General features: G+C 38.2%; 19 protein-coding genes and 1 riboswitch. Of the genes, 4 read left to right on the top strand and 15 right to left on the bottom strand.

Features of this window, described 5'->3' with window-relative positions; translation table 11 throughout:
• Positions 1-174: 174 nt before the first annotated feature.
• From AC3FI7_RS18265 to AC3FI7_RS18220, 10 genes are all read right to left on the bottom strand, one after another.
• Positions 175-852 carry an SCO family protein gene (locus AC3FI7_RS18265; RefSeq protein ID WP_172617102.1) on the bottom strand — a complete coding sequence of 226 codons (678 nt, stop codon included), beginning with the start codon at positions 850-852 and terminating at the stop codon, positions 175-177.
• Complete coding sequence (locus tag AC3FI7_RS18260; protein WP_343660206.1) at positions 839-1,114, bottom strand: YHS domain-containing protein; 276 nt, start codon at positions 1,112-1,114, stop codon at positions 839-841. Before AC3FI7_RS18260 ends, AC3FI7_RS18265 begins: the two co-directional genes overlap by 14 nt.
• A 201-nt stretch (positions 1,115-1,315) precedes the next feature.
• Entirely contained in the window at positions 1,316-1,678 is a 363-nt protein-coding gene (locus AC3FI7_RS18255; RefSeq protein WP_142725293.1) for a hypothetical protein, read from the bottom strand.
• A gap of 506 nt (positions 1,679-2,184) precedes the next feature.
• Positions 2,185-3,834, bottom strand: coding sequence for a heavy metal translocating P-type ATPase (locus AC3FI7_RS18250; protein ID WP_373995767.1), 1,650 nt, complete (start codon positions 3,832-3,834; stop codon positions 2,185-2,187).
• Between the two features lie 377 nt (positions 3,835-4,211).
• Positions 4,212-4,631, bottom strand: coding sequence for a Fur family transcriptional regulator (locus tag AC3FI7_RS18245; RefSeq protein ID WP_142725291.1), 420 nt, complete (start codon positions 4,629-4,631; stop codon positions 4,212-4,214).
• A gap of 17 nt (positions 4,632-4,648) precedes the next feature.
• Positions 4,649-5,545: a cation diffusion facilitator family transporter gene (locus tag AC3FI7_RS18240; RefSeq protein WP_491460648.1), complete on the bottom strand. Its 897-nt coding sequence runs from the start codon at positions 5,543-5,545 to the stop codon at positions 4,649-4,651.
• A 16-nt stretch (positions 5,546-5,561) separates the two neighbouring features.
• Positions 5,562-6,443, bottom strand: coding sequence for a bestrophin family protein (locus AC3FI7_RS18235; protein WP_142725289.1), 882 nt, complete (start codon positions 6,441-6,443; stop codon positions 5,562-5,564).
• A 132-nt stretch (positions 6,444-6,575) separates the two neighbouring features.
• Positions 6,576-7,805, bottom strand: a complete 1,230-nt coding sequence (locus AC3FI7_RS18230) for an efflux RND transporter periplasmic adaptor subunit (RefSeq protein ID WP_142725288.1) — start codon at positions 7,803-7,805, stop codon at positions 6,576-6,578.
• Between the two features lies 1 nt (position 7,806).
• Positions 7,807-12,168, bottom strand: a complete 4,362-nt coding sequence (locus AC3FI7_RS18225) for a CusA/CzcA family heavy metal efflux RND transporter (RefSeq protein ID WP_491460647.1) — start codon at positions 12,166-12,168, stop codon at positions 7,807-7,809.
• 148 nt (positions 12,169-12,316) lie between these two features.
• Positions 12,317-12,640: a DUF6660 family protein gene (locus tag AC3FI7_RS18220; RefSeq protein ID WP_306596389.1), complete on the bottom strand. Its 324-nt coding sequence runs from the start codon at positions 12,638-12,640 to the stop codon at positions 12,317-12,319.
• 149 nt (positions 12,641-12,789) lie between these two features.
• Between AC3FI7_RS18220 and AC3FI7_RS18215 the strand changes: the two genes are divergently transcribed.
• Complete coding sequence (locus tag AC3FI7_RS18215) at positions 12,790-13,164, top strand: hypothetical protein (RefSeq protein WP_491460646.1); 375 nt, start codon at positions 12,790-12,792, stop codon at positions 13,162-13,164.
• Between the two features lie 110 nt (positions 13,165-13,274).
• Positions 13,275-13,607: a hypothetical protein gene (locus AC3FI7_RS18210; RefSeq protein ID WP_142725285.1), complete on the top strand. Its 333-nt coding sequence runs from the start codon at positions 13,275-13,277 to the stop codon at positions 13,605-13,607.
• A gap of 114 nt (positions 13,608-13,721) precedes the next feature.
• Here AC3FI7_RS18210 and AC3FI7_RS18205 read toward each other — a convergent pair whose 3' ends face one another.
• Complete coding sequence (locus AC3FI7_RS18205) at positions 13,722-15,215, bottom strand: RagB/SusD family nutrient uptake outer membrane protein (protein WP_491460645.1); 1,494 nt, start codon at positions 15,213-15,215, stop codon at positions 13,722-13,724.
• Between the two features lie 17 nt (positions 15,216-15,232).
• Positions 15,233-18,166, bottom strand: a complete 2,934-nt coding sequence (locus AC3FI7_RS18200; RefSeq protein ID WP_491460644.1) for a SusC/RagA family TonB-linked outer membrane protein — start codon at positions 18,164-18,166, stop codon at positions 15,233-15,235.
• A gap of 82 nt (positions 18,167-18,248) precedes the next feature.
• Positions 18,249-18,348: riboswitch (SAM riboswitch) on the bottom strand.
• A gap of 245 nt (positions 18,349-18,593) precedes the next feature.
• Here AC3FI7_RS18200 and AC3FI7_RS18195 point away from each other — a divergent pair.
• Both AC3FI7_RS18195 and AC3FI7_RS18190 read left to right on the top strand, forming a co-directional pair.
• Positions 18,594-19,001 (top strand): type II 3-dehydroquinate dehydratase, encoded by a 408-nt coding sequence (locus AC3FI7_RS18195; protein WP_142725282.1) that lies wholly within the window; start codon positions 18,594-18,596, stop codon positions 18,999-19,001.
• Between the two features lie 68 nt (positions 19,002-19,069).
• Positions 19,070-19,507 (top strand): hypothetical protein, encoded by a 438-nt coding sequence (locus AC3FI7_RS18190; protein WP_142725281.1) that lies wholly within the window; start codon positions 19,070-19,072, stop codon positions 19,505-19,507.
• Positions 19,508-19,557: 50 nt separating this feature from the next.
• Here the strand turns inward: AC3FI7_RS18190 and pckA are convergent, their stop codons facing one another.
• The 3 genes from pckA to fabD all read right to left on the bottom strand — a co-directional run bounded on the left by pckA (position 19,558) and on the right by fabD (position 23,093).
• On the bottom strand, positions 19,558-21,174 hold the full coding sequence (gene pckA, locus AC3FI7_RS18185) for a phosphoenolpyruvate carboxykinase (ATP) (RefSeq protein WP_491460643.1): 1,617 nt from the start codon (positions 21,172-21,174) through the stop codon (positions 19,558-19,560).
• 127 nt (positions 21,175-21,301) lie between these two features.
• Positions 21,302-22,207, bottom strand: a complete 906-nt coding sequence (locus AC3FI7_RS18180) for a GYDIA family GHMP kinase (protein WP_142725279.1) — start codon at positions 22,205-22,207, stop codon at positions 21,302-21,304.
• A 10-nt stretch (positions 22,208-22,217) separates the two neighbouring features.
• Complete coding sequence (gene fabD, locus AC3FI7_RS18175) at positions 22,218-23,093, bottom strand: ACP S-malonyltransferase (RefSeq protein ID WP_089692754.1); 876 nt, start codon at positions 23,091-23,093, stop codon at positions 22,218-22,220.
• Between the last annotated feature and the right edge of the window lie 65 nt (positions 23,094-23,158).

Below are 23,158 nucleotides of genomic sequence, written 5' to 3'. Positions count from 1 at the left end.
TTTGTTTATGGTTGAACAATGTTTTTTATTAAGATGGGAGATGGAGGCTGGAAGTAATGAATGTGGTAACATAACTCCTTCAACTTCTATTTACCTTTACAGCCTTCTCAAAATCGCCAGAGCTGCATCGTCTGGAATAACTTCCGGCTTCAAATATCCAGCTTCCCTCTTTCTCTATTTCAATAATTTCTTAATATCCTCGATCAGAATTTCTCTGTCAGGATGGTATTTTCCTGTCAGCATAGGTGTTTTACCTTCCGGATCTCCGTAATTCAATCCTGAATAATAAAGAATAGGCATATTTTCTTTGTTGTATCTGCATCGGATATTTCCATCCTGATCTACCAGGGCAATCATTCCGCTATGATTCAGACTTTCCCCTTCATCTTCTTTGTCTCCTACGTAGATATTAAATTTATCAGCAAGATCTCCTATGTATGTACGGTCTCCTGTCAGAAAATGCCAATTGGGAGATTTTGCACCTATTCTTTGAGCATGTTCTTTCAATGCTGATGGAGTATCGTTTTCCGGATCAATGCTGATGGAGATAATACCGAAGTCCGGATCATTAATCTGGTTCTGGATCGCCTTCATATTGGTATTCATCACGGGACATATCGTAGGACATTTGCTGAAGAAAAACTCAACGAGATATACTTTTCCCAGCATATCTTTATTGGTGATTTTTTTATTGTTCTGATCCGTCAGTTCAAAATCGGGAACTTTCATTACGGTATAAAGATTTTTTTTAAAATATCCCATTCCTACGCCGATTCCCAGAAAAAGCAATGCAAATACCGCAATTGGTATGATTACTTTACTTTTATTATTGGTCTTCTTATTTTTGGGCATATTTCTCAGGGCTTTTTTTAAATTCATCTTTGCAGTACACACTGCAAAAACCATACGTTTTATTTTTATATACCATGGTATCTTTAATAGATCCGGAAGTTTTCATGTGGCAGATAGGGTCTTCTTCATTCACTACCTGTACATTTTCTATTTTCTTTCCGGAAGAGTCCATATGGCTTGCATGCTTTACCTGAGGTGTTTCTTTAGCACACGCCAGTAATGATATTGACAGCACAGCAGTCAAAATAATAAGAGATTTCATTTTAATGTTAAATTGAAATTAATAATGTTAAATGATGTTATGATACAATACAAAAGTCTAAAAAAGCACAGTATTTTCTTTTGAAAACAGTACCTTCCTCACTTCTCACAAGGATGAATTGCAAAGTGTATCTTTAGGGGCCTGTTGACAAAAGCTGCAAGAACTTTCATCATTCGACTAAAAATGTAGTTGATAATAAAATTAAGCCAATGGAGGATGGAATATCCTTGAAAAGTATTCTGAGGAATGAGAATTAAAATAACTGGAATCTGGAATTTCAGTAAGTAATTCTGCGTTTAACTGAGAGGGAAATGAAAGGATATCATAAGAAATAAAAACATCTAATCCTGCGATCTTTATGGTTTGAGGGCTATTGGACTGTTTTTCTGTTTTTGCCAGCTCTTTTTCCACATAACATTTTCCCTTACAGGTTGATTGTGGTACATTTCTGTTTTCACAAAGGTTTTTCACAATATAATCATAGTTCACCACATAGTTTACCAGTGGCAAAACAGGACGTAATGCGACGGTAAAAATGATGAATATGGAAAGTATTAACCTCAACGATTTATTCTGTGTTACAAATATACTACTTCAAAACTGTTTTATAATAGATTTATGATGAATGTCATTATGCTTATCTACTGTTACCTATAAAAATCACAAAACTGTGCCTGTTTTCAGGCTCAGTTTATCCCGAACTTTGAATAAAACTTGAGATCTAAACAAAATTTAGTTCTTTATATCAAATTTAATCTTGTTGATAAAAGCTTTGCTGATGTTTTTGGCAGAGCTTTTTTATTACATGTCTTTTATTGTTGGAAATCGCAAAGACGAAAGTTTTTTTAAATACTTACTGTTTTAAGGCACAAAGATTTTATCTCAGATAAAATTTAACATATCTAATATAGAAAGTAAAAACAATCCCTTTGTCACTCTGTAGGAGTCTCAGCAGCATAATACGGATTTATACAGAATGGCTGCATGATGTATAATTTAAAACAAAAGCCCCACTGAAATTCAGCAGAGCTTTTATTGAATATAATTGAGTTGTGTTTATTATTTGCTTCCTAAAATTTCATTCTCTGAATCCTCACCGCATTTAAAATAGCAAGCAATGCTACTCCTACATCAGCAAATACAGCTTCCCACATCGTTGCGAGCCCTCCGGCCCCGAGGATAAGAACAACAGCTTTTACAGCGAAGGCAAGGACAATATTCTGCCAAACGATCTTTTTCGTTTGTTTACCGATGTTGATCGCCATTGGAATCTTACTTGGTTTATCATCCTGTATCACGACGTCTGCTGTTTCAATAGTGGCATCACTTCCCAATCCTCCCATTGCGATTCCCACATCACTTAAAGCAACTACCGGAGCATCATTTACTCCATCTCCTACGAAAGCGACGGTCTGGTTTCCGGCTTTAATTTCTTTAACCTTGTTTACTTTATCCTCAGGCAAAAGATCCCCGAATGCATTGTCTATTCCCAACTGATCTGCCACATATTTCACAACGGTACTTTTATCACCGCTCAGCATTGTAGCCTTAACATTCATTTTATGCAGTTTGTCTACGGTTTCTTTGGCATCTTCTTTTATACTGTCTGCAATCGTGATATATCCTGCAAATTTTTTATCATAAGCTACCGCAATGACTGTATAGACAATATTGGCATGGTTAAGATCATAAGTGATGCTGAATTTATCCATCAACTTAAAGTTTCCTACCAGAAGCTCTTTTCCATTAACCGCGGCTTTCAGCCCATGACCGGCAATTTCTTCTACATTTTCTAAAAGAATGGAATGATTGATATCTCCCACATAATTGTGGATCGCTGTAGCTACGGGGTGGGTACTTTTACTTTCAAGAGCATTAACGAGCTGAAGGACTTCCTCTTTGTTAAATTCAGGGCTTATGCTTACTTCCTGAACTTTGAATACACCTTCTGTCATGGTTCCTGTTTTATCCATCACTACATTCTGGATCTCTGCAATACTGTCCAGAAAATTACTTCCTTTGAACAGAATTCCGTTTCTACTTGCTGCCCCAATTCCTCCGAAATATCCTAACGGAATTGAGATCACAAGGGCACAAGGGCAAGAAATCACAAGGAATATCAATGCTCTGTACAGCCAGTCTCTGAACTGATAATCATTCACAAAAAAATAGGGAAGCAAACAGATTCCTATGGCAAGAAATACCACGATAGGTGTGTATACTTTTGCAAATTTTCTGATGAACAATTCTGTCGGTGCTTTCTGAGCGGTGGCATTCTGAACCAATTCGAGAATTTTACTCAGCTTACTGTCTTCATAAGCGGTATTTACTTTTACCAGAGCAATACTGTTCATATTGATCATCCCAGCAAGAACCACCTCTCCTTTATTTTTGGTATCAGGTTTACTTTCTCCTGTTAAAGCTGCGGTGTTGAATGAAGCAGAATCTGAAAGCAACTCCCCATCCAGCGCCAGTTTTTCACCGGGTTTAAGCTGTATGACGTCTCCAATTTTAGCTTCTTTGGCCTTCATGGTCTTTGGCTGATTATTTTCCATAACCGTTACCTCATCAGGACGCTGATCCAATAATGCTTTTATATTTCCTTTCGCTCTGGTAACCGCCATTGACTGGAATACCTCTCCTACCGCATAAAAAAGCATTACTGCTACTCCTTCAGGATATTCTCCGATGGCGAAAGCACCAATGGTTGCAATACTCATCAGAAAGAATTCTGAAAACACGTCTCCCTTGATGATACTTTTATAAGCATCTTTCAATACTGGAAATCCTACAGGAATGTAGGCCGCCAGATACCAGACCAGACGTATCCAGCCTGTAAACCATGTGGGTTTTATATAGTTGTCAAAGGCAATTCCCAATAATAAAATTACAAAAGAGATAATAGCTGGCAGAAACATCTGAAAGACCGTTTGATCTCCGGAGTCATGAGAGTGATCATGTCCGTCATGGTCATGTCCGTCTCCTTCCGCATGATGATGTTGGTGTCCTTTTGTATCTGGTTTTTCCGGGGTTGTACTACAGCATTTTTCCATAACTGATATTTTTATACAAATGTAAAGATGAGACTGATGCAATGCTATTGCAAACTTTCAAGACAGTTTTCGCAGATACCTTTGGCAAAGAGTCTAATTTCATCAATCCTGAAATTGGTCTGGATATTTTCAGGAAAAGAAATATCTTCCTTACAGGTGGTCTGTTTGCATATTTTACAGTAGAAATGCAGGTGCCAGTCTTTATGTGTTTTTTCATCACAATCGTCTTCGCATAATTTGTATTTCGTGGTTGTGTTTTCCTGAATGCTGTGAACAATACCCTTTTCTTCAAAGGTTTTCAATGTTCTGTAGATGGTAATCCTGTCAGCATTTTCAAAATGATTTTCTATTTCAGAAAGAGATAAAGCCGCATCCTGAGAACTTAAGAAATCATATACCAAAATCCTCATACTGGTGGGCTTGGTATTTTTATCAATGAGTTTGTGTTCTATGTCTTTTTTCATTGTACGCTTTTAAAATTTTACAGATGGACTTCATTTTCTTCATAACCTTCCTCTTCTATCTGAAAAGTGGTGTGACTGATCTTAAATTTATTCACAGTAGTATCTGTCAATGTTTTTAATAATTGGTTTTGAGAAGATCCCGCTTCTTTTACCACATGAGCACTCATTGCATTGACACTGGATGTCAGTGACCAGACATGCAGATCATGAACATTTTTCACGCCGGGAGTTTTCTCCAATGATTGGCGAAGTGCATGAATATCTACATCTTTAGGGGTTCCTTCCAGCAGAACATTAATGGCTTCTTTCAGGAGTCTCCATGTTCTTGGAAAGATCAACAGTCCGATGGCAGCTGAAATCAACGGATCGGCATAGTACCAGCCTGTTGTGAGCATAACCACTCCTGCGATCATGACTCCTACAGAGGTCAGCATATCCGAAAGGACTTCAAAATAGGCGCCTTTCATATTCAAACTTCCTTCTGAGTCTTTTCTCAGGATCATCATTCCGGCAATATTGACGATCAACCCTATTCCTGCGACAATCAGCATTGATTTGCTCTGTACTTCCGGCGGATTCTGAAACCGCTGATAGGCTTCAAACAAAACATAGATCGAGATGCCCAGTAAAACCACCGCATTAATCACGGCTGCCAATATTTCTGTTCTGTAATAACCGTATGTTCTGGCAGGATCTGCTTTTCTTTCTCCAATTTTGATGGCAATAAATGCCAATAACAATCCTACAACATCTGTCAGCATATGGGCTGCATCGGCTAATAATGCAAGACTGTTGGTCAGGATACCCCCTATTACCTCAGCGATAAGATAAGTTCCGCTGAGGCAGAGTACAATCAGGAGGCTCTTTTTATGTCTGCTTCCTGCAGAAACTGTTTGTGTTGGTGTGTTTTCCATAGGATGTATGGTTTATTTACATTTCGTAATAGGATGTATTTTCTTTCTTAGGGGGAACATTCTGCTCACCCGTCATCTGTCTGATATTGATCTCTATGGTCTGTGCCAGTGAAGTCATCGGTGTATCTACAGGTCCATTTTCAAAAGGATCCTGCATAATGATAGATGTTTTTTCAATGGCAATGAATGTCACCGGAACCAGGAAAGTAATGGCAATTTCTACCAACAGCTGCGAATCATCAAGCCCAAACGGAAGGATGGCCGCAAAAACATAGATCAGTATATGAACTAAAACACTGTAAGACCGTGGGAAAACGGTATTCTTCAGTCTTTCGCATTTTCCCATACTATCACAAAGCCTTGTAATGATGTCGTTCAACTGCATCTGCTGGAAATCTGTCAGCCCTTTGGCAGCTGCAATTTCTTTCAGCTGTCTGGAATGCCCGTCCAGAATTGCGTTGGGAATATTTGCTGCTTTGATCTGATGTTGATCCAGATAATGCTGAACTTTTTCAGAAAAAGGTAACTTTCTCAAAGATTCTCCAAGTGCATACGTCCAGATGATCTGCCTTTCTGCAAAATCTTTTATTATTTTGCCTTCTCCTGATGGCATAAACTGAATGATAAGCCTTACAAAAGTCCGGGAATCATTTACGATTGCACCCCAGACAGTCCTGGCTTCCCACCATCTTTCGTAAGACTGGGAAGTACGGAATGCCAATAGCAGTGATACCGCTGTTCCAAGCAATGCAGGAATATTCAAAGGCAATGATATCTTTCGAAACCATGGCAGCTCATCCAGAAGGCCAATGGCTATGGCAAACATTCCGATCAAAAGAATTTGAGTTTTTATTTCACGGATGAAATACCAGACTGATATTTTTTTGTTTAATAACATAATCAGGTCATTTATTAAAAATTCGGTGAGATACTCTTTACTTTTTTTCTGCCGCTTTCATCAATAAAAACTCTATAAACAGCTCTAATTTAAGGATAAAAATCGACATTTTACAGGTCCCGGCTACTTTCATTAATGCTCGTGTTCCCCTGAATTCACCAGTTTTGCATTCACAAAAAAGGCTCCTTTCACGACAATCTTCGCCCTGTCCGGAATATTTCCTACCGGCGTTATCGCAGTATATCCCATATCTGATGTTCCTTTTATCACTTCTATTTTCTCGAAGTTTAAGGTTTTCGGATGCGGTTTTCCTTGTTCATCGTGTTCTTCTTCAGCTTTTTTATCAGTCTGAATGAATACGTAATATTTACCGTCTGCTTCTACAATGGCTTCTGTAGGTACTGCCGGTGTTGTGCTTTTATCCAGGCTAACAATTCCGGTAATGTTCATTCCGTCAATCAGCCCGGATTTGTTCCCTATCACTTCACAATGCATAGAGATGGTTTTACTTTCGTTTTCAAAAGAAGATCCTATGCTGTAAATTCTTGCATCATATTCGGTTTCCGGATTGTTGGTTAATTTAAAATGAACAATCTGCCCTACTCTCATTTTAGGAAGATCTTTTTCAAATACCTGAAGATCTAAATGGATGGAACCGTTATCAATTACCGTAGCCACAGGAGAAGATATGTCTACATAGCTTCCGATCTGGGCTGTAATACTGCTGATTGTTCCGCTGATAGGTGAAGTGATGACCAAACCGGATTTCATATTTCCATTACTGACTTTTCCCGGGCTTATTCCCATCATCTGAAGCTGTTTTAAAAGGGATGCTCTTTTTGTTCTTAATGTTTTCAGTTCAGCATCGGCACTCTGAAGGTTTTTCTTTGCTCCTGCATCATTATCAAAAAGCTCTCTCTGTCTTCTGTATTCCTGTTCCGCATAGGTAATTCTGCTGTTGGTAGTCAGATAATCTTCCTGAAGCTGGATATATTCCGGATTGGCAATGGTGGCGATCACCTGTCCTTTTTTCACAATACTTCCTACCTGAATATTGATGGTTTTGATGATTCCTCCATACAGGGAAGTAATGGTCGCTTTATTGCTGTTGGGAACACTCAGCAAACCGTTGGCTTTTATCGTTGATGTCAGTTCTTTCATTTCTACTTTTCCCAAAGCTACTCCTACAGATTTCATCTGATCTTCTGTAAGAGAAGCTATAGTTTGAGGATCCTCGTCATGGCCTTTTCCTGACTGTTCAGTTTTAACATCAGCATTTTCCGTTACCTTTTCCTGTTTTCCGCAGCTTATGATAGAAAGGGCCGTGACTGTAAGGTATATGATATTGTGTTTTAGTTTCATGTTATTTATTGATGATTGAATTAATAGTAACGACAGATTGATTCACCTGCTGGATAGATTCCAGGTATTTTAACTGAATATTTGTAGCAGTCTGCAAGGCAAAAAGATATTCTACATAGGAAATTTCCCCTGTTTTATATCCTAGTTGAGCTGCTTTTACAATTTTTTCAGCATTCGGCAGTGCCTGATTTGTGTAATATTCATACTGCTGTAAGTCCTGCTGATATTGGCTGAATGCATTTTCCAACTGAGCAGAAAGCTGTTTTTGCTGCATTTTAGCATTGGTTTCAGCGACCTGTTTTTCATATTCCAGTGCCTGAATTCTTGCTTTTGTAGCTCCAAATGTTAATGGAATGGCTAATCCTACTGTTGCTGACTGAAAACGTTTTCCCGAATTATAAAAATTTTCCTGTCCGTTGATGGTATGAAGACCTATCAAAGACTGGTTGGTATATCCTAAACTGAAATCGGGAAGTCCAAGGGATTTTTCAACTTTTTTATTTTTCTCAGCAATTTCCATTTCCTGATAAAAAGCTTTTACCGTGGGATTATTGGCTACTACAGTACTGTCGAGCACACTTTCTGCTTTCAGAGGAATATAGTCTTTATTAAATGGGACTTCAATATCTTCTGAAGTGTTCATAAGGGTTTTTAAATTCTTATAAGCATTGTTCAGAAAGACTTCATTTTGTCTTAGCAGCAGATCAATTTCTCCTTTCTGGGTTTCCGCAGTACTTATTTCTATCTTCTTAATATCACCTGCTTTGAATCTTACGGTTGCAATTCTGATGAATTCCTCATAATATTGATCCAGACTGGTCAGCTGGGCCTTGTTATACTGAAGGTATTCAATCTGATAATAGTAGGTACGCACCTGTTTTATCAGCTCATTGGCTGTAATCTCCCTATCAATCTGTTTGCTTTTAATATTCTCATTGATTAAGTCTTTTCTCGCTTTAAAAAGTGTCGGAAAAGGAATACTTTGTGAGATGGCAAACGACTGGTCAAACTTTGGGCTATTATACTGTCCAAGCTGAGCTTCAAAGCTTAATTTCGGAAGCTCTTTTGCCGTGGGCCTTAATGCTTCGGCGGATTTAATGCTTAAATCTTTTGACTGCAGGGTTAAATTATTATTCACAGCCTGCTCTACCGCCTGTTCCACAGAGATCGGTCTGGACTGTGCTTTAAAAGTCTGCCCCAGCATCATGAATCCTGCAACAAGAACTGCAGTATACATTCCGGTACTATTATTTTTCTTTTTCAAAATCTTTGTGTTAAAAATGATATACAGCATTGGCAAAACAAATAGCGTAAGGAATGTTGCTGTTACCAGACCTCCAATCACTACTGTCGCCAAAGGTTTCTGTACCTCTGCCCCTGCTCCGGTGGAAATAGCCATTGGCAAAAAGCCTAATGAAGCCACTGTAGCGGTCATCAATACGGGTCTTAATCTGGTTTTTGTCCCTTCGAACACTCTTTTCAGGATATCCGTTTCACCATCTTTTTCCAGTTGGTTAAAGGTTCCTATCAAAACAATACCGTTCAATACGGCCACTCCAAAAAGAGCAATAAATCCTATTCCGGCACTGATACTGAACGGCATATCTCTTACTAAAAGCGCAAACACCCCTCCAATAGCACTCATAGGAATCGCAGTAAAGATCAATGTTGCCTGTTTAAATGAGCGGAATGTGAAATACAGCAGCATAAAAATAAGAAGCAATGATACCGGAACAGCGATCATTAAACGCTTGCTTGCCTCCTGCAGATTTTCAAACTGTCCTCCGTAGGTAAAATAGTATCCGGAAGGAAGTTTCACTTTATCAAGTTTTGCCTGAATATCTTTCACCACACTTTCCACATCACGATCTTTTACGTTGAAGCCAATCACAATTCTACGTTTTCCCTGTTCACGGCTGATCTGTGCCGGTCCCAATTTATAACTGATATTAGCTACCTGCGACAAGGGAATCTGAGCTCCGCTGGCGGATGTAATCATCAGGTTATTCACATCTGAAATGTCTGTTCTGTGAAGGCTGTCCAGACGGACCACCAGATCAAAACGCCTTTCATTTTCAAAAACCTGCCCGGCAGCTTTTCCGGCAAAGGCTGTACTTACCGCATTATTGACATCTTCGATATTCAATCCGTAATTGGCGATTCTTGTTCTGTCATACTCTACATTGATTTGCGGAAGACCACTTACTCTCTCAATCTGAGGCGCTGTAGCCCCATCTACGGTCTGAATAATTTTCCCAACTTTATCTGCATATATGGCAAGAGAGTCTAGGTTTTCTCCAAAAATCTTTACGGCAACATCCTGTCTGATCCCGGTCATCAGCTCATTGAAACGCATCTGAATAGGCTGGTTCTTCTCAAAGAATACTCCAGGGATTGTTTCCAGCTTTTCACTGATCTCATCGGCCAGTTCGTTATAGGATTTCTTGGTTTTCCATTCGCTTTGTGGTTTCAATACAACGATCATATCTGTGGCTTCAGGTGGCATTGGGTCAGTAGGAACTTCAGCGGAACCGGTTTTCCCAACTACCATTTTCACCTCATCAAACCGCTTGATAATCCTCGAGGCCTGCATGGAGGTTTCTATACTTTGGCTCAGTGAGCTTCCCTGCGGTAAAATACAGTGGAAAGCAAAATCTCCTTCCTGCAGCTGTGGGATAAACTCCCCACCCATATTTTTAAAGATAAAAACAGAGATAAGAAAGACTACAGCTGTTGCGGAAACAATCACATATTTTACTTTGATTGCTTTCTGCAATAACGGCTGATATATCTTTTGAAGGCGGTTCATCATTTTATCAGAGAAAGTTTCTTTGTGGGATATTTTCTTAGATAAAAACAGGGCGCTCATCATTGGGATGTAGGTCAGCGATAAAATCAATGCACCAAGAATGGCAAATCCTACTGTTTTGGCCATAGGGGTAAACATTTTTCCTTCTACACCAGCCAAGGTAAGAATCGGGATGTAGACAATAAGGATGATGATTTCTCCGAAGGCGGCACTGCTTCTGATCTTTGATGCAGAAAGGAAAACTTCTTCATCCATTTCAGACTGTGTCAAAGCACGGACAGATTTTCTTACACCTAAATGATGTAATGTGGCTTCCACAATGATAACCGCACCATCTACAATCAGTCCGAAGTCTATAGCTCCCAGGCTCATCAGATTGGCACTTACCCCGAAAACGTTCATCATTCCCAAAGCAAACAACAAGGAAAGCGGAATGGCAGAGGCTACAATAAGTCCTGCTCTCAGATTTCCTAAGAAAATAACAAGAACAAAAATAACGATCAGGGCTCCTTCGATAAGGTTTTTCTCTACGGTATTGATCGCCCTGTCTACAAGGTCTGTCCTATCCAGAAATGGTTCTATAACGACATCATTAGGAAGAGATTTCTGAATGGTTGGGATTTTTGCTTTGATATTGCTGACTACTTCATTACTGTTGGCTCCTTTAAGCATCATTACAACTCCACCTACCGCATCCACTTTTCCGTCATACGTTAATGCTCCGTAACGAACAGCACTGCCTAAACGGACATCGGCAACATCTTTTATGAAGATTGGAACGCTTCCTGTTTCGTTTTTAACAGCAATGTTTTTGATATCCTCAAGCGAAGTTACCAGACCAATTCCACGGATAAAATAAGCGTTGGGCTTTTTATCAATATAAGCTCCTCCTGTATTCTGATTGTTTTTTTCAAGCGCTGTAAATATTTCAGTGATGCTGGTTCCCATTGCTTTCAGACGATTGGGATCAATAGCCACTTCATACTGTTTTAATTCACCTCCGAAACTGTTGATTTCCGCCACTCCCGGCGTTCCGTTCAGCTGTCTTCGGACAATCCAGTCCTGCATGGTACGGAGTTCTTTGGCATTGTATTTCTTTTCACTTCCTTTTTTAGGGTGAAGAATATACTGATAGACTTCTCCCAGACCTGTACTCACGGGAGCAAGTTCAGGAGTTCCTACTCCTTTAGGGATTTCTTCCACCGCATTTTTCAGCTGTTCATTGATGAGCTGCCTGGCAAAGTACACATCTACATTTTCTTTGAACACGACTGTAATCACAGAGAGACCGAATCTTGAAATACTTCTTGTTTCCTGAATGTCAGGAACATTAGCAATGCTCTGTTCAATAGGAAAGGTAACCAGCTGTTCCACTTCCTGCCCTGCCAATGTAGGACATACAGTAATAATCTGCACCTGGTTATTGGTAATATCCGGTACAGCATCTATCGGTAATCTGGTGGCACTCCAGGTACCCCAGATGATCAGCACCAGAGTCATTAAGCCAATGACAATCTTGTTTTTGATACTGAATTTTATGATTTTATCTAACACGATTTGTATTTAATTTTTATTGAAAGATGAATGCATACAGCGTATAATGCTGCAGCAAAAATATCCTGAAAACCCCTGCAATGGTATTGCAAAGTTTCAAGCACAGTTTAAAATCAGAAAGCATAGGCTTTCTAAAAGTCAATAAAAATTAAATTTTAGGAGGCTGCCAGATAGGGTCATAAACCTGGTAAGCAAAGTCGTTTTTGTGAAATAAGATCTTCTTTGAAAAGTAAGCAGGAATCTGCTCAGGAATCTCCAGTAATGGATCCATTTTAAATGCTGAAACTGTGATCTGACAGCAGCTGCATGCACAAAGCGGAGAACAGATGTCTCCTTTTTCTTTTGAATGATTTTCCTGAACACTCAGGGAAACTATTTTGTTTCCGGAATTCTGCGGATGAGACACGTCAGCACATGGCATTAGTGATAACGCCATAAAGTAAATTGCCAGTATCCATCTTAAGATATTCATTGTTACAAAGGTAGAGATTTTTTGTAAATTGCAGGATAATTCATTTCAAAGTTCAAAAACCGAATTATAAGTTTTCATTATTTATTAATTTGTATAGTGCAGAATTCAAAATTGATAACAAATACTCTAATGATATAGAAATTATAATCATGATTAAATATATATTTTTTTTCTTTACATTATGCACAATTACAAGCTGTGTATCCACCAATTTTGAAAGTTATCGATCAATTGACAATTTAAAAAAAGATAAGAAGCATTATGAAATCATAGATGCAAATGGTAAAGTTAGTTATGTAGAAGTAGGTCTAAGTACTCTTTACAATATACAAAACCACTATTCTATATATATTTCTTTTAAAGGTAAAGATATGGCTGCTACAAGTATTCGATCTTCTACTTTTGGAGAGATTCCTCCCTCTTCTCATGAGAAGATCTATCTCAAAAAAATTGATGGAAAACCAATTTCAGACACGGTATACATTAGCTTTCCAAATAAAGTTTATACATTTTATTACAAATAATACTTATGTAATCTTCCCAAAATCCGGAACATTTAAAAACAATATCTTTATAATGTTTCAAAGTCGGGGCCTTCGAAAAGCGGGAGATTAACCAATTATTTAATAATCCAATGGAAAATAATAAACCCGAATTAAAAAAAGCAGACATTAAAAAACTTATTGAGGCTTTGCTTAATAAGTTAGAAAAATTAAATGATTCAACCTCTTTTACTTTTAATAATGACTTGTATTGGAATATTACTGATGAAGAATTATATGATCCATATAAGGATCCCAAAGAATTAACAATGGGAAGTTTAATTGAGGATTGGGAATTTTTGCAAAATTTTTTAGATGGAAAACGAGAGATAATAGATTATGATTTATATAAAATTGCATCTCTTATAAGATTTCTAGGGAAAAGTATGATTATTACAGAAGCTCAGAATATAAGTAATCCTTAAATAGTAAAAAATAATTTAAAATAAAACCGTTGCTCTTTTAGCAACGGTTTTTTAATTAAAAAACCACCGCAAAAGCAGTGGCTAAAAAAAATCAATCTAATTATGGACTATACCTCATAAATTCGGGTTATTCTCAAACTCTCTCTGCGGAATACTGAATAAATAATAAGTACTGTTTGGGGTGAAAGCAGATTTATCCGGGAAATCAAGAACAGAATGCCCTCTTCCATCTACTGTTTTTACCGTTCCGTCTGGTGTAATGACCTGAACTTTTACCGGTTTGCCGTCAGCATCCACAAACGGTTTTCTCACTACTGTTCCCTGCGTTCTGATAATATCTGAAAGGGAGAAGCCTTCTCCAAACAATTCTTTTCTTCTCTCGATCAACACTGCATCTACCACAGCATTTTGTGATAACGAGCCATTATAAATATTGGCATTTCTTGCTGATTTCAATTGGTTCAATACGGCTACTGCCTGAGATACATTTCCGCTTCTTGCTTCAGCTTCCGCTTCGATCAGGTACATTTCAGCAGCTCTCATATACACAATATCTGCAATAAGGGTGGGTTTGAATTTAAACTTGGCATATCTCAGCAATCCTTCCCTACCTTTCTGTCCGTCCCATGAAAATAACTGGTATCTGATATCATTGGTATCAAAAAGGTCCTTAAAATAAGGGTCTGCCATAAAGCTGTAATAATAGCTCCCTGAGGAAGAAACATCCAGATAATGGAAGGCATAACTTTCATCAGACTGTTCCTGGGTCTGCGCATGTCCCCAGATCCATTCTGCATTGTTGATGTCATTAAAGCCATCTTTATATTTTTCCGGAGCCATCAGCGGGAAACCTTCCCTTGCAATTTTTGCTGATGCTGAAGCTTTACTCCACTCGCCCGTATTCAGGTAAGTTCTTGCTAAAAGTCCGTTCACTACAGAACGGTTGATCTTATCTTTATTATTTCTTGTATAATTTTTCAACAGGTTATCAGCATCGGCAAGATCACTTTTAATCAAAGTATAGATTTCTTCCAGACTTGCTCTTTTCTTCCCTACCGTACTGGTTGTTGAAGGCTCCGTATAAATGGGAGCCGTTAATGCTGACTTGTCTTTCAGGTAACTAAACTGATAAAAACTCGCCAGATTCAGATAACAGAAGGCGCGTAATGCCTTTGCCTGTCCTTTTACCTGGTCTTTTTTCTCCTGGCTGCCTTCTGTACCATCAATTCTTGTAATGACATTATTCATATTATTGATAGTGGAATACAACAGAGACCAGATAAATAACGGCCGGCTTGCTGTATTATTCACCATTTCTGTAAAAGCATAAGTAGAAGCAAAACCGTATTTATTCGTCAATACTGCCACATCACTTCCCATCGCATCGCTGGCTCTTAACACTGTGGAATACCCAATATTGGCATACGTTGTCCCATCATTATTAAATTTTGCCCAGGTACCGTTCACTACTGTTTCAGCACTTTCAGCGGTTTTGAAAACCTCCACGCTGTTGGCCTGATCAGTCGGAGCTGTGTCCAGGTCATTTTCACAGCTTGTCAGCGACAAAAATCCAATGAACACAAACGATAAGTATTTTAATTTTTTCATTTTTCAATTTTAAAAGGTTAAAGCGTTGCCTGAAGACCAAAAGTGATCGTTCTCATAGCAGGATATCTGTAATAAGTTGTTCCATCCAAAGCCTGTTCAGGATCCATTCCTTTATGTTTATAGAAGGTCAGAAGATTTTCTGCCTGGATATAAATTCTGAATTTTTTAAGTCCAATTTTCTCAAAATAATCTTCAGGAAGTGTGTATCCTAAACTGACATTTTTCAGTCTTGCGTAAGTGCCGGAATACAGGAATCTTGAAGAGGTTGATGTCCAGTTATTCGTTGTTGTACTTAATGCAGGAACATCTGTGTAAGGATTATCAGGCGTCCACCTGTTCAGTATTTCGGAACTCCATGCTCGTCCTCCCGAACTTCCGTTATGCATGATGGAGGTATAATCGGTATCTAAAACTTTTCCGCCGATTTTGAATGTCAGTAATCCTGAAAAATCAAAATTCTTATAAGTAATACTGGTACTGATTCCCCCTGTCAGTTTAGGCAATGCAGAGCCTTGTAGCAGTTTTGTTGCTTTAGAATATTCTGAAGTAGTTCCTTCCACTGAATTCCCGTTAGCATCGGTAGTAACTGTTTTCCACAAAGGCTTTCCATTGCTCGGATCTACTCCTACCCATTCCGGAATAAAGAAATCATATACTGAGCCTCCTACTGTCAGCAACTTAGTTCCTACAACCAAAGAACCTCCGGGTAACTTGGTCACTTTATTATTTAAAGTACTCAGATTCACATCTACATTCCACTGGAAATCATCATTTTTAACTGGCGTTGTAAATAATGAAAATTCAAACCCTGTATTCTGAATTGTTCCGATATTCGCAGGATAATCACTGATTCCCAGCGATGGCGCCACCGGCATATTGAACAGAAGATCCTGGCTTTTTCTTTTGAAGTATTCGATATTTCCTTTAATTCTGTTATTCAGAATCGCGAACTCCAATCCAACATTTAAATTAAGATTGGTTTCCCATTTCACATTATTGGTAAATGTCTTTTCCAGCGTTGTGCCCGGCTCTCCGCCAAGGCTGATAAATCGATATAATTCCTGATATGCATAGTAAAGCGGCTGTCCGTTAGGTCTAAGCAATTTGTCATTTCCCTGACCTCCATAGCTGGCACGTAATGTCAACTGATTGAAGACGTTCAAGCTCTTAACAAATTCTTCATTGGATATTTTCCATGAACCTCCTACTGACCAGAATCTCCCCCATCTGTTATCTTTCGCAAATCTTGAAGAGCTGTCTGCCCTTCCTGATGCAGATAGGAAATAGGTATTGTTATAATCATATTCAACTTTTCCCAGGAAACTCAACAGGCTTAATTTATTGCTGTTTCCACTGAAACTTCCCAGCAGAGAAGCAGCGTCCGGCTCATAATAGTATGGCAGAGAAAATTGGCTTCTGGTCCCGGAAATCGTCTGATAATCGTACTTATAGAATTCATGTCCTGCTAATGCATTAATGTGATTTTTTCCAAACTTTTTATCATACGTCAGAATATTACTGGTTGTATACGAAAGCGTTCTGGTATTCGTTTTCGTCACCGAACCCCCAATTTCAGCCCCTTGTCCAAGCAGTGGATTTGAATAATAATGTCCGTTATAATTCACCAGATCAACAGAAAAACTCGTTTTGAATTTGAGTTCCGGCAGGAAAGTAAATTCCATGAATCCTTTTCCTGAGAAGTTATCTTCTTTATTTTCGTTTTTATCTAATGGCAGGGTCGCAGCGGCATTCTGATTCTGAAGAGCATTGGTAGGCCTGTATTTTCCAAAATCATAAACCGGATTTCCATCTGCGCCCAAAACATAAGCTCCATCTGCATTTCTTTCATAATAAGGATAGAATGAAGGAATGAATCTTGCCGCATTGATGATATTACTGGCCTTTGAATCCGAGGAAGTCGGCGCCTGCTGAATACTGTTAGTATAGCTTAAGTTTACCCCAACATTCAACCATTTTTTAACTTCAGAATTGACCTTTAATCGGGTATTATACCTTTTAAAACCAGATTCAATAGCCATCCCTTTGTCATCCAGATAACCAAGGGAAAAGAAGTAGTTACTTTTCTCACTTCCCCCGCTGATATCGAGATCTACCTGATTTCTTGATGCCACTCTCTGTAAAATATCTCTCCAGTCATCATTCCAGAGTGGTGAAGCGCCGGGCAATAGCTTTCCATCTGTTCCTACCGGTTTTGGATAGGCCGTTCCATAAGGATTGATACCAAGTGTTGAAACAAGATTGTCAGTAGCCATCTGAGCAGCTTGCTGAGCATTCACTTTACCAGACTGATATCCGTTTCTCAATGCCTCCCAGTATAATTGGAAATACTGATCCGTACTGACCTGTTGATAATCTTTTACTGCTCTTCCGGAGAATCCCTGACTGATGTTAAAATTAACTTTTGATTCTCCTTTTTTACCAGATTTTGTAGTAATAATGATAATCCCGTTTGCTCCTCTTGAACCATACAAAGCACTTGCTGTAGCATCTTTCAGCACACTGATAGATTCTATATCGCTTGGGCTTATAGAATTCAGGTTACCGTCAAAAGGAATCCCATCCACTACATATAAAGGATCACTGGAAGCGCTTATTGAGCCAATTCCTCTGATCCGTATGGTAGAAACGGCTCCTGGCTGGCCCGATGCACTTGTCGTCTGAATTCCTGCAACCTGCCCTTCTAATGCTTTGGTAATATTGGTTACAGGTCTGTTATTGATCTTATCGCTGGAAATCGTAGCCAAAGAACCGGTATAGCTGTTTCTTTTTGCTTTTCCGTAGGCTACCACCACTACTTCATCAATTTCTTTTTCATGAAGACTATCTTGTTTCAGCCTGGAATTCTGTGCCTGTACGCTGGCAATTCCAAGAAAAAATGCAGCAACCGGAGGGATCCACACTTTAGAATTAAATGAATTTTTATTAATCATAATCAATTTTATTTATCATATATTAAAATTTAGCCCTTTGCCGAATATTCAGCAAAGGGCATCGATAAATACGAAAACCAAATGCTTATTTTCCCTTAAAAGGCTGAATGTAACACCTTGCCTCCACAGGTAGGTTGTTAAGATTTCACAGGGTCAGTTCCCTCCATCTTTCTTTATAAGCCGATCGAAATATGTCTGCAAAGCTAAAAACTTTTAGTCTACAAAACAAGTAGACTTATTTATTTTTCATGATAAATTTTCAGAAATTAACTTAATTTTTGAATAAACTCCATGACATTAACGAGTTAAGCACATTATCATTTTCTTAAACATGATAAATATCATTATCAATAATTCAATTAAAAAAAAGCAGATTCCCTAGAGTTTTTTTTGAGACTTAATGGAAAAAAGTTTTTAATTTTATGGTATGAAAGTTTTGATCATCAATGGCCCTAACCTCAATCTGTTAGGCACAAGAGAACCGGAAATCTATGGTAACGTCTCCATGGAAAGCTATTTGGAAGTTTTAAGATCCGAGTTTACCTCTTATGAATTAAAATATTACCAGTCAAATATTGAAGGAGAGCTTATCAACAGACTTCAGGAAGATGACTTTGATGCAGTTGTGATCAATCCTGGGGCTTATACTCATTATTCGTATGCGATTGCAGACTGTTTAAAAAATATCAGAAAACCCAAGGTTGAGGTTCACATCAGCAATATCTACAAAAGAGAAGAGTTCAGGCAGAAATCTGTAACAGCGGCAAATAGTGATGCTGTTTTATCCGGCTTTGGGATGGCTGGATATCGATTAGCTTTACTAAGTTTAAAATAATTTACATTTTTTTATTTGCTCCTGGATTGCACAGGCTCTCACAGATGTTTATGGTTATAAAATAATTAATGAAGATAAAGGATCAAATTTACTGTAATGCTATTGGAAACTACTCCAATCAATTAACAAAGAGAAAATCTTATGTTATTGAGGAAACAAATCCGAGAAATATAAAAATCTGTAATGATGAAGGAAAACTCAGATGGTATCCTAAGTTTTATTTCAGCTTGGAGAAAGAGCCGAAAATTGTATCCATCCATATTGATGATGAAATAGAGAATACCGAATCTGATGCGATAGAAGTCACTATTGAACTTTCCAATAAAGAAAAATATTGGCTGACATTTACCACTCCAAAATATCTGGATAAAATATTGAATGAAGAATCCTATTTTTCTTCAAAACATTTTATGATCATAAAACATCTAACTGAAGCATCAATCAAATCAACAGTCCTAAAACTGGATGAACAGAATGAGTTGATTAAGAACTGTAAAAAATATTAATAAAAGAAAGCCCCATCAGTGATGAGGCTTTTTATGCTTATTGATAACTATTAGATAGTCTGTTCCTGTAACTGAGGCCCCGAAGCAACTAACTTCTTACCTTCTTCAGTATCACAGTACTGCTCAAAATTTTTGATGTATCTTGAAGCAAGATCTTTTGCTTTTTCTTCCCATTCTGAAGCATTTTCATATGTATCTCTTGGATCTAAGATCCCCGTAGAAACATTAGGTAATTCAGTAGGAATTTCCAGGTTCATGATCGGAACCTGAGTTTTAGGAGCGTTTTCAATAGAACCGTCAATGATTGCATCGATGATTGCTCTCGTATCTTTTAGAGAAATTCTTTTCCCGGTACCATTCCAACCAGTGTTCACCAGATAGGCTTTAGCACCATGTTCTTGCATTTTACCAATCAGTGTTTTAGAATACATTGTTGGGTGCAGTGTAAGGAATGCTTCACCAAATGCAGGTGAGAAAGAAGGTTCCGGCTCCGTAATTCCTCTTTCTGTTCCGGCTAATTTTGATGTATATCCGCAAAGGAAGTGGTATTGAGCCTGATCTTCGTTCAGGATAGAAACCGGAGGAAGTACACCGAATGCATCTGCTGAAAGATAAACAATCTTCTTAGCATGACCTGCTTTAGAAGGCAATACAATTTTATTGATATGATAGATTGGATAAGAAACCCTTGTATTTTCTGTGATTGATCCATCTGTGTAATCAGCTACTCCATTGTTTACCACAACGTTTTCAAGAAGTGCATCTCTCTTGATAGCCCTGAAAATATCCGGTTCCTTTTCTTCCGATAAGTCAATTACTTTGGCATAACATCCCCCTTCATAGTTGAATACTCCGTTATTATCCCATCCATGCTCATCATCACCGATAAGATACCTCTTAGGATCTGCTGATAAGGTAGTTTTACCAGTTCCTGAAAGGCCAAAGAATAAAGCCACATCACCTTTTTCTCCTACGTTTGCAGAACAGTGCATTGAGGCCATACCTTTTAACGGCAGGTAATAGTTCATCATGGCAAACATTCCTTTCTTCATTTCACCTCCGTACCATGTACCTCCGATGATCTGTAACCTTTCAGTAAGGTTGAACATAATGAAGTTTTCAGAGTTCAGTCCCTGAGCCTCCCAGTTAGGATTTGTTGTTTTTGATCCGTTGATTACGGTGAAATCCGGCTCACCGAAGTTTTCAAGTTCATAGTGAGAAGGGCGAATGAACATGTTGGTAACGAAATGCGCCTGCCATGCTACTTCAACAATAAATCTTACTTTAAGTCTTGTATCTGCATTCGTACCACAGAAAGCATCCACAACATAAATTTTCTTAGCTTCAGAAAGCTGATTCATCACTAGTTCTTTACAAGACCCGAAAATTTCCGCAGTAGTAGGTAAATTTACTTTACCATCCCAGAAAATTGTATCTCTTGTAACATCATCCTGAACAATATATCTGTCTTTAGGTGAACGACCTGTGAAAATTCCTGTTTTTACTGATACCGCGCCAGATTCTGTAAGCTCAGCTTTCTCAAATCCTTGATTTTCAGGAGAAACTTCAGCCTGATATAATTCTTCATAAGAAGGATTATACACTACTTCATAGTTTCCTTTAATCCCTAATTTTTCTAAATCATGGATGATTTTAGTGTTTTTCATTTTACTTATATTTTCTATTTCTTTATTGCTTTCAACAAAAATAATATTAATTATTTGTTAAAGGTGGTTTAAATATACTGATATAAGTCAGAATGGCAAACAAAAAAACGGTTTTGTAAATTACTGATTATAAATTAATTATATCTGACCATTCAAAAACTGCAGGAAAACCTTTCTCCCAAAAATAGTTCTTATAGCCCCCAAATTTTGCACTCATTACAAAATCTCCACCCCATGCGCCCAAACTTTTGACAAATGAGGGACAATCTGGGAATAATCTCTCTTTAACTGTGAGAATTTCAAGAAAATCAGCTATTTTTCGCTCATGAATCATCATTAATTCGGAAAAATTTTCCAATTCATCGCATAACATTATTTTCTTTGTGATTTCCGAAAATTGATTAACCAGTTCCTGGGACTTCTTCTTTGACTTGTAAAAACGGATTCCTTCCCTGCTGTCCTGTTTCTGATTCAGGTGAATAAAAATCAGTTCATTTTTAAAAGAAGGATTGAAATTGACCTTTTCATATTTAATCTCAGGTTTACTCTGGAAAAGGACAGCAGATTTTTCTTTTGCCACAGCTATATCATAACCGCTTCCTCCCAGGCTGATGGTATTAAGATGAAAAGGATCAATCTCTGCCCATTCCGCAAGGTTGGTCATCAGTGTGGAGCTGCTCCCTAAACCATAGTCTGCAGGAAACTGAAGATTCGTTTTTAAGTGATAAGTAAGATCGGTTTTGAATTTAATGTGAGAAAGCTGCTGAACATTCTTTAAGGTTTGAGTGATAAATTCAGCGCTTGATGGAATATTGGTTTCCAGAACCTGCCAGGTTTTATAATCAATGACAGCCTTCAACCATAATATGTTCTGATGATAGGCTTCCCAGATAATCAGAGAATTTTTATCATCCGTTTCTTCAAAAAAAAACTCTTGTCCGAGCCTGGTAGGTACCGCTAAGACAAGAGCTCCATCGATTGCGAAATATTCTGAAGTAAGCATAAGCTTGCCCGGTGAAAATATCGCACTCATATATTTTAAATTAGATGGCAGAAGCAGCTTCTACTGATCCGTCAATTTTTTTGATCAATCCCTGAAGGGTTTTTCCCGGCCCTACTTCTACAAAGTTAGAAGCACCGTCTTTAATCATATTCTGAACAGATTGTGTCCATTTTACAGGACCGGTAAGCTGTGCAATCAGGTTTTGTTTGATCTCATCAGGATTGGTTACCGCTGTAGTCGTAATATTCTGATATACAGGAATCGTTGCTTTTCTGAATTTCGTTTTTTCGATAGCTGCAGCCAATCTCTCCTGTGCAGGCTGCATCAATGGTGAGTGGAAAGCGCCATTTACAGGTAATAATAAAGCTCTTTTAGCTCCTGCTTCTTTCAGCTTTACGCAAGCTTCTTCTACAGCTGGTGTTTCTCCTGAGATTACCAACTGGCCTGGACAGTTATAGTTTGCCGGAACCACTATTCCACTGATCTGCGCACAGATCTCTTCTACTTTCGCATCATCTAACCCTAAGATCGCAGCCATAGAACTTGGATTCGCATCACAAGCCTCCTGCATTGCCTTAGCTCTTTCAGAAACCAATTTCAAGCCGTCATCAAAGGATAAAACTCCGTTGGCAACCAAAGCTGAAAACTCTCCTAAAGAGTGTCCTGCTACCATTTCAGCACCAAGACCATTTACTGCTTTTAATGCTGCTACTGAATGTATAAATATTGAAGGCTGGGTAACCTCTGTTTTCTTAAGATCCGCATCTGTTCCGTTAAACATAATAGAAAGGATGTCGAAACCTAAAATTTCATTGGCAGATTCCATCAGATCTTTAATATCTTTTCTTGAATCATACAATTCTTTTCCCATTCCTACGAACTGAGAACCCTGCCCTGGAAATACAAGTGCTTTCATGTATTGAATTAAATATTATGCAAATATAACTATAATGTTAACAATATTCTTTTAAAGAGCTATAA

The organism is Chryseobacterium sp. TQ-BC-N36, assembly GCF_058382295.1.
This window is presented reverse-complemented; position numbering and strand designations above follow the sequence as displayed.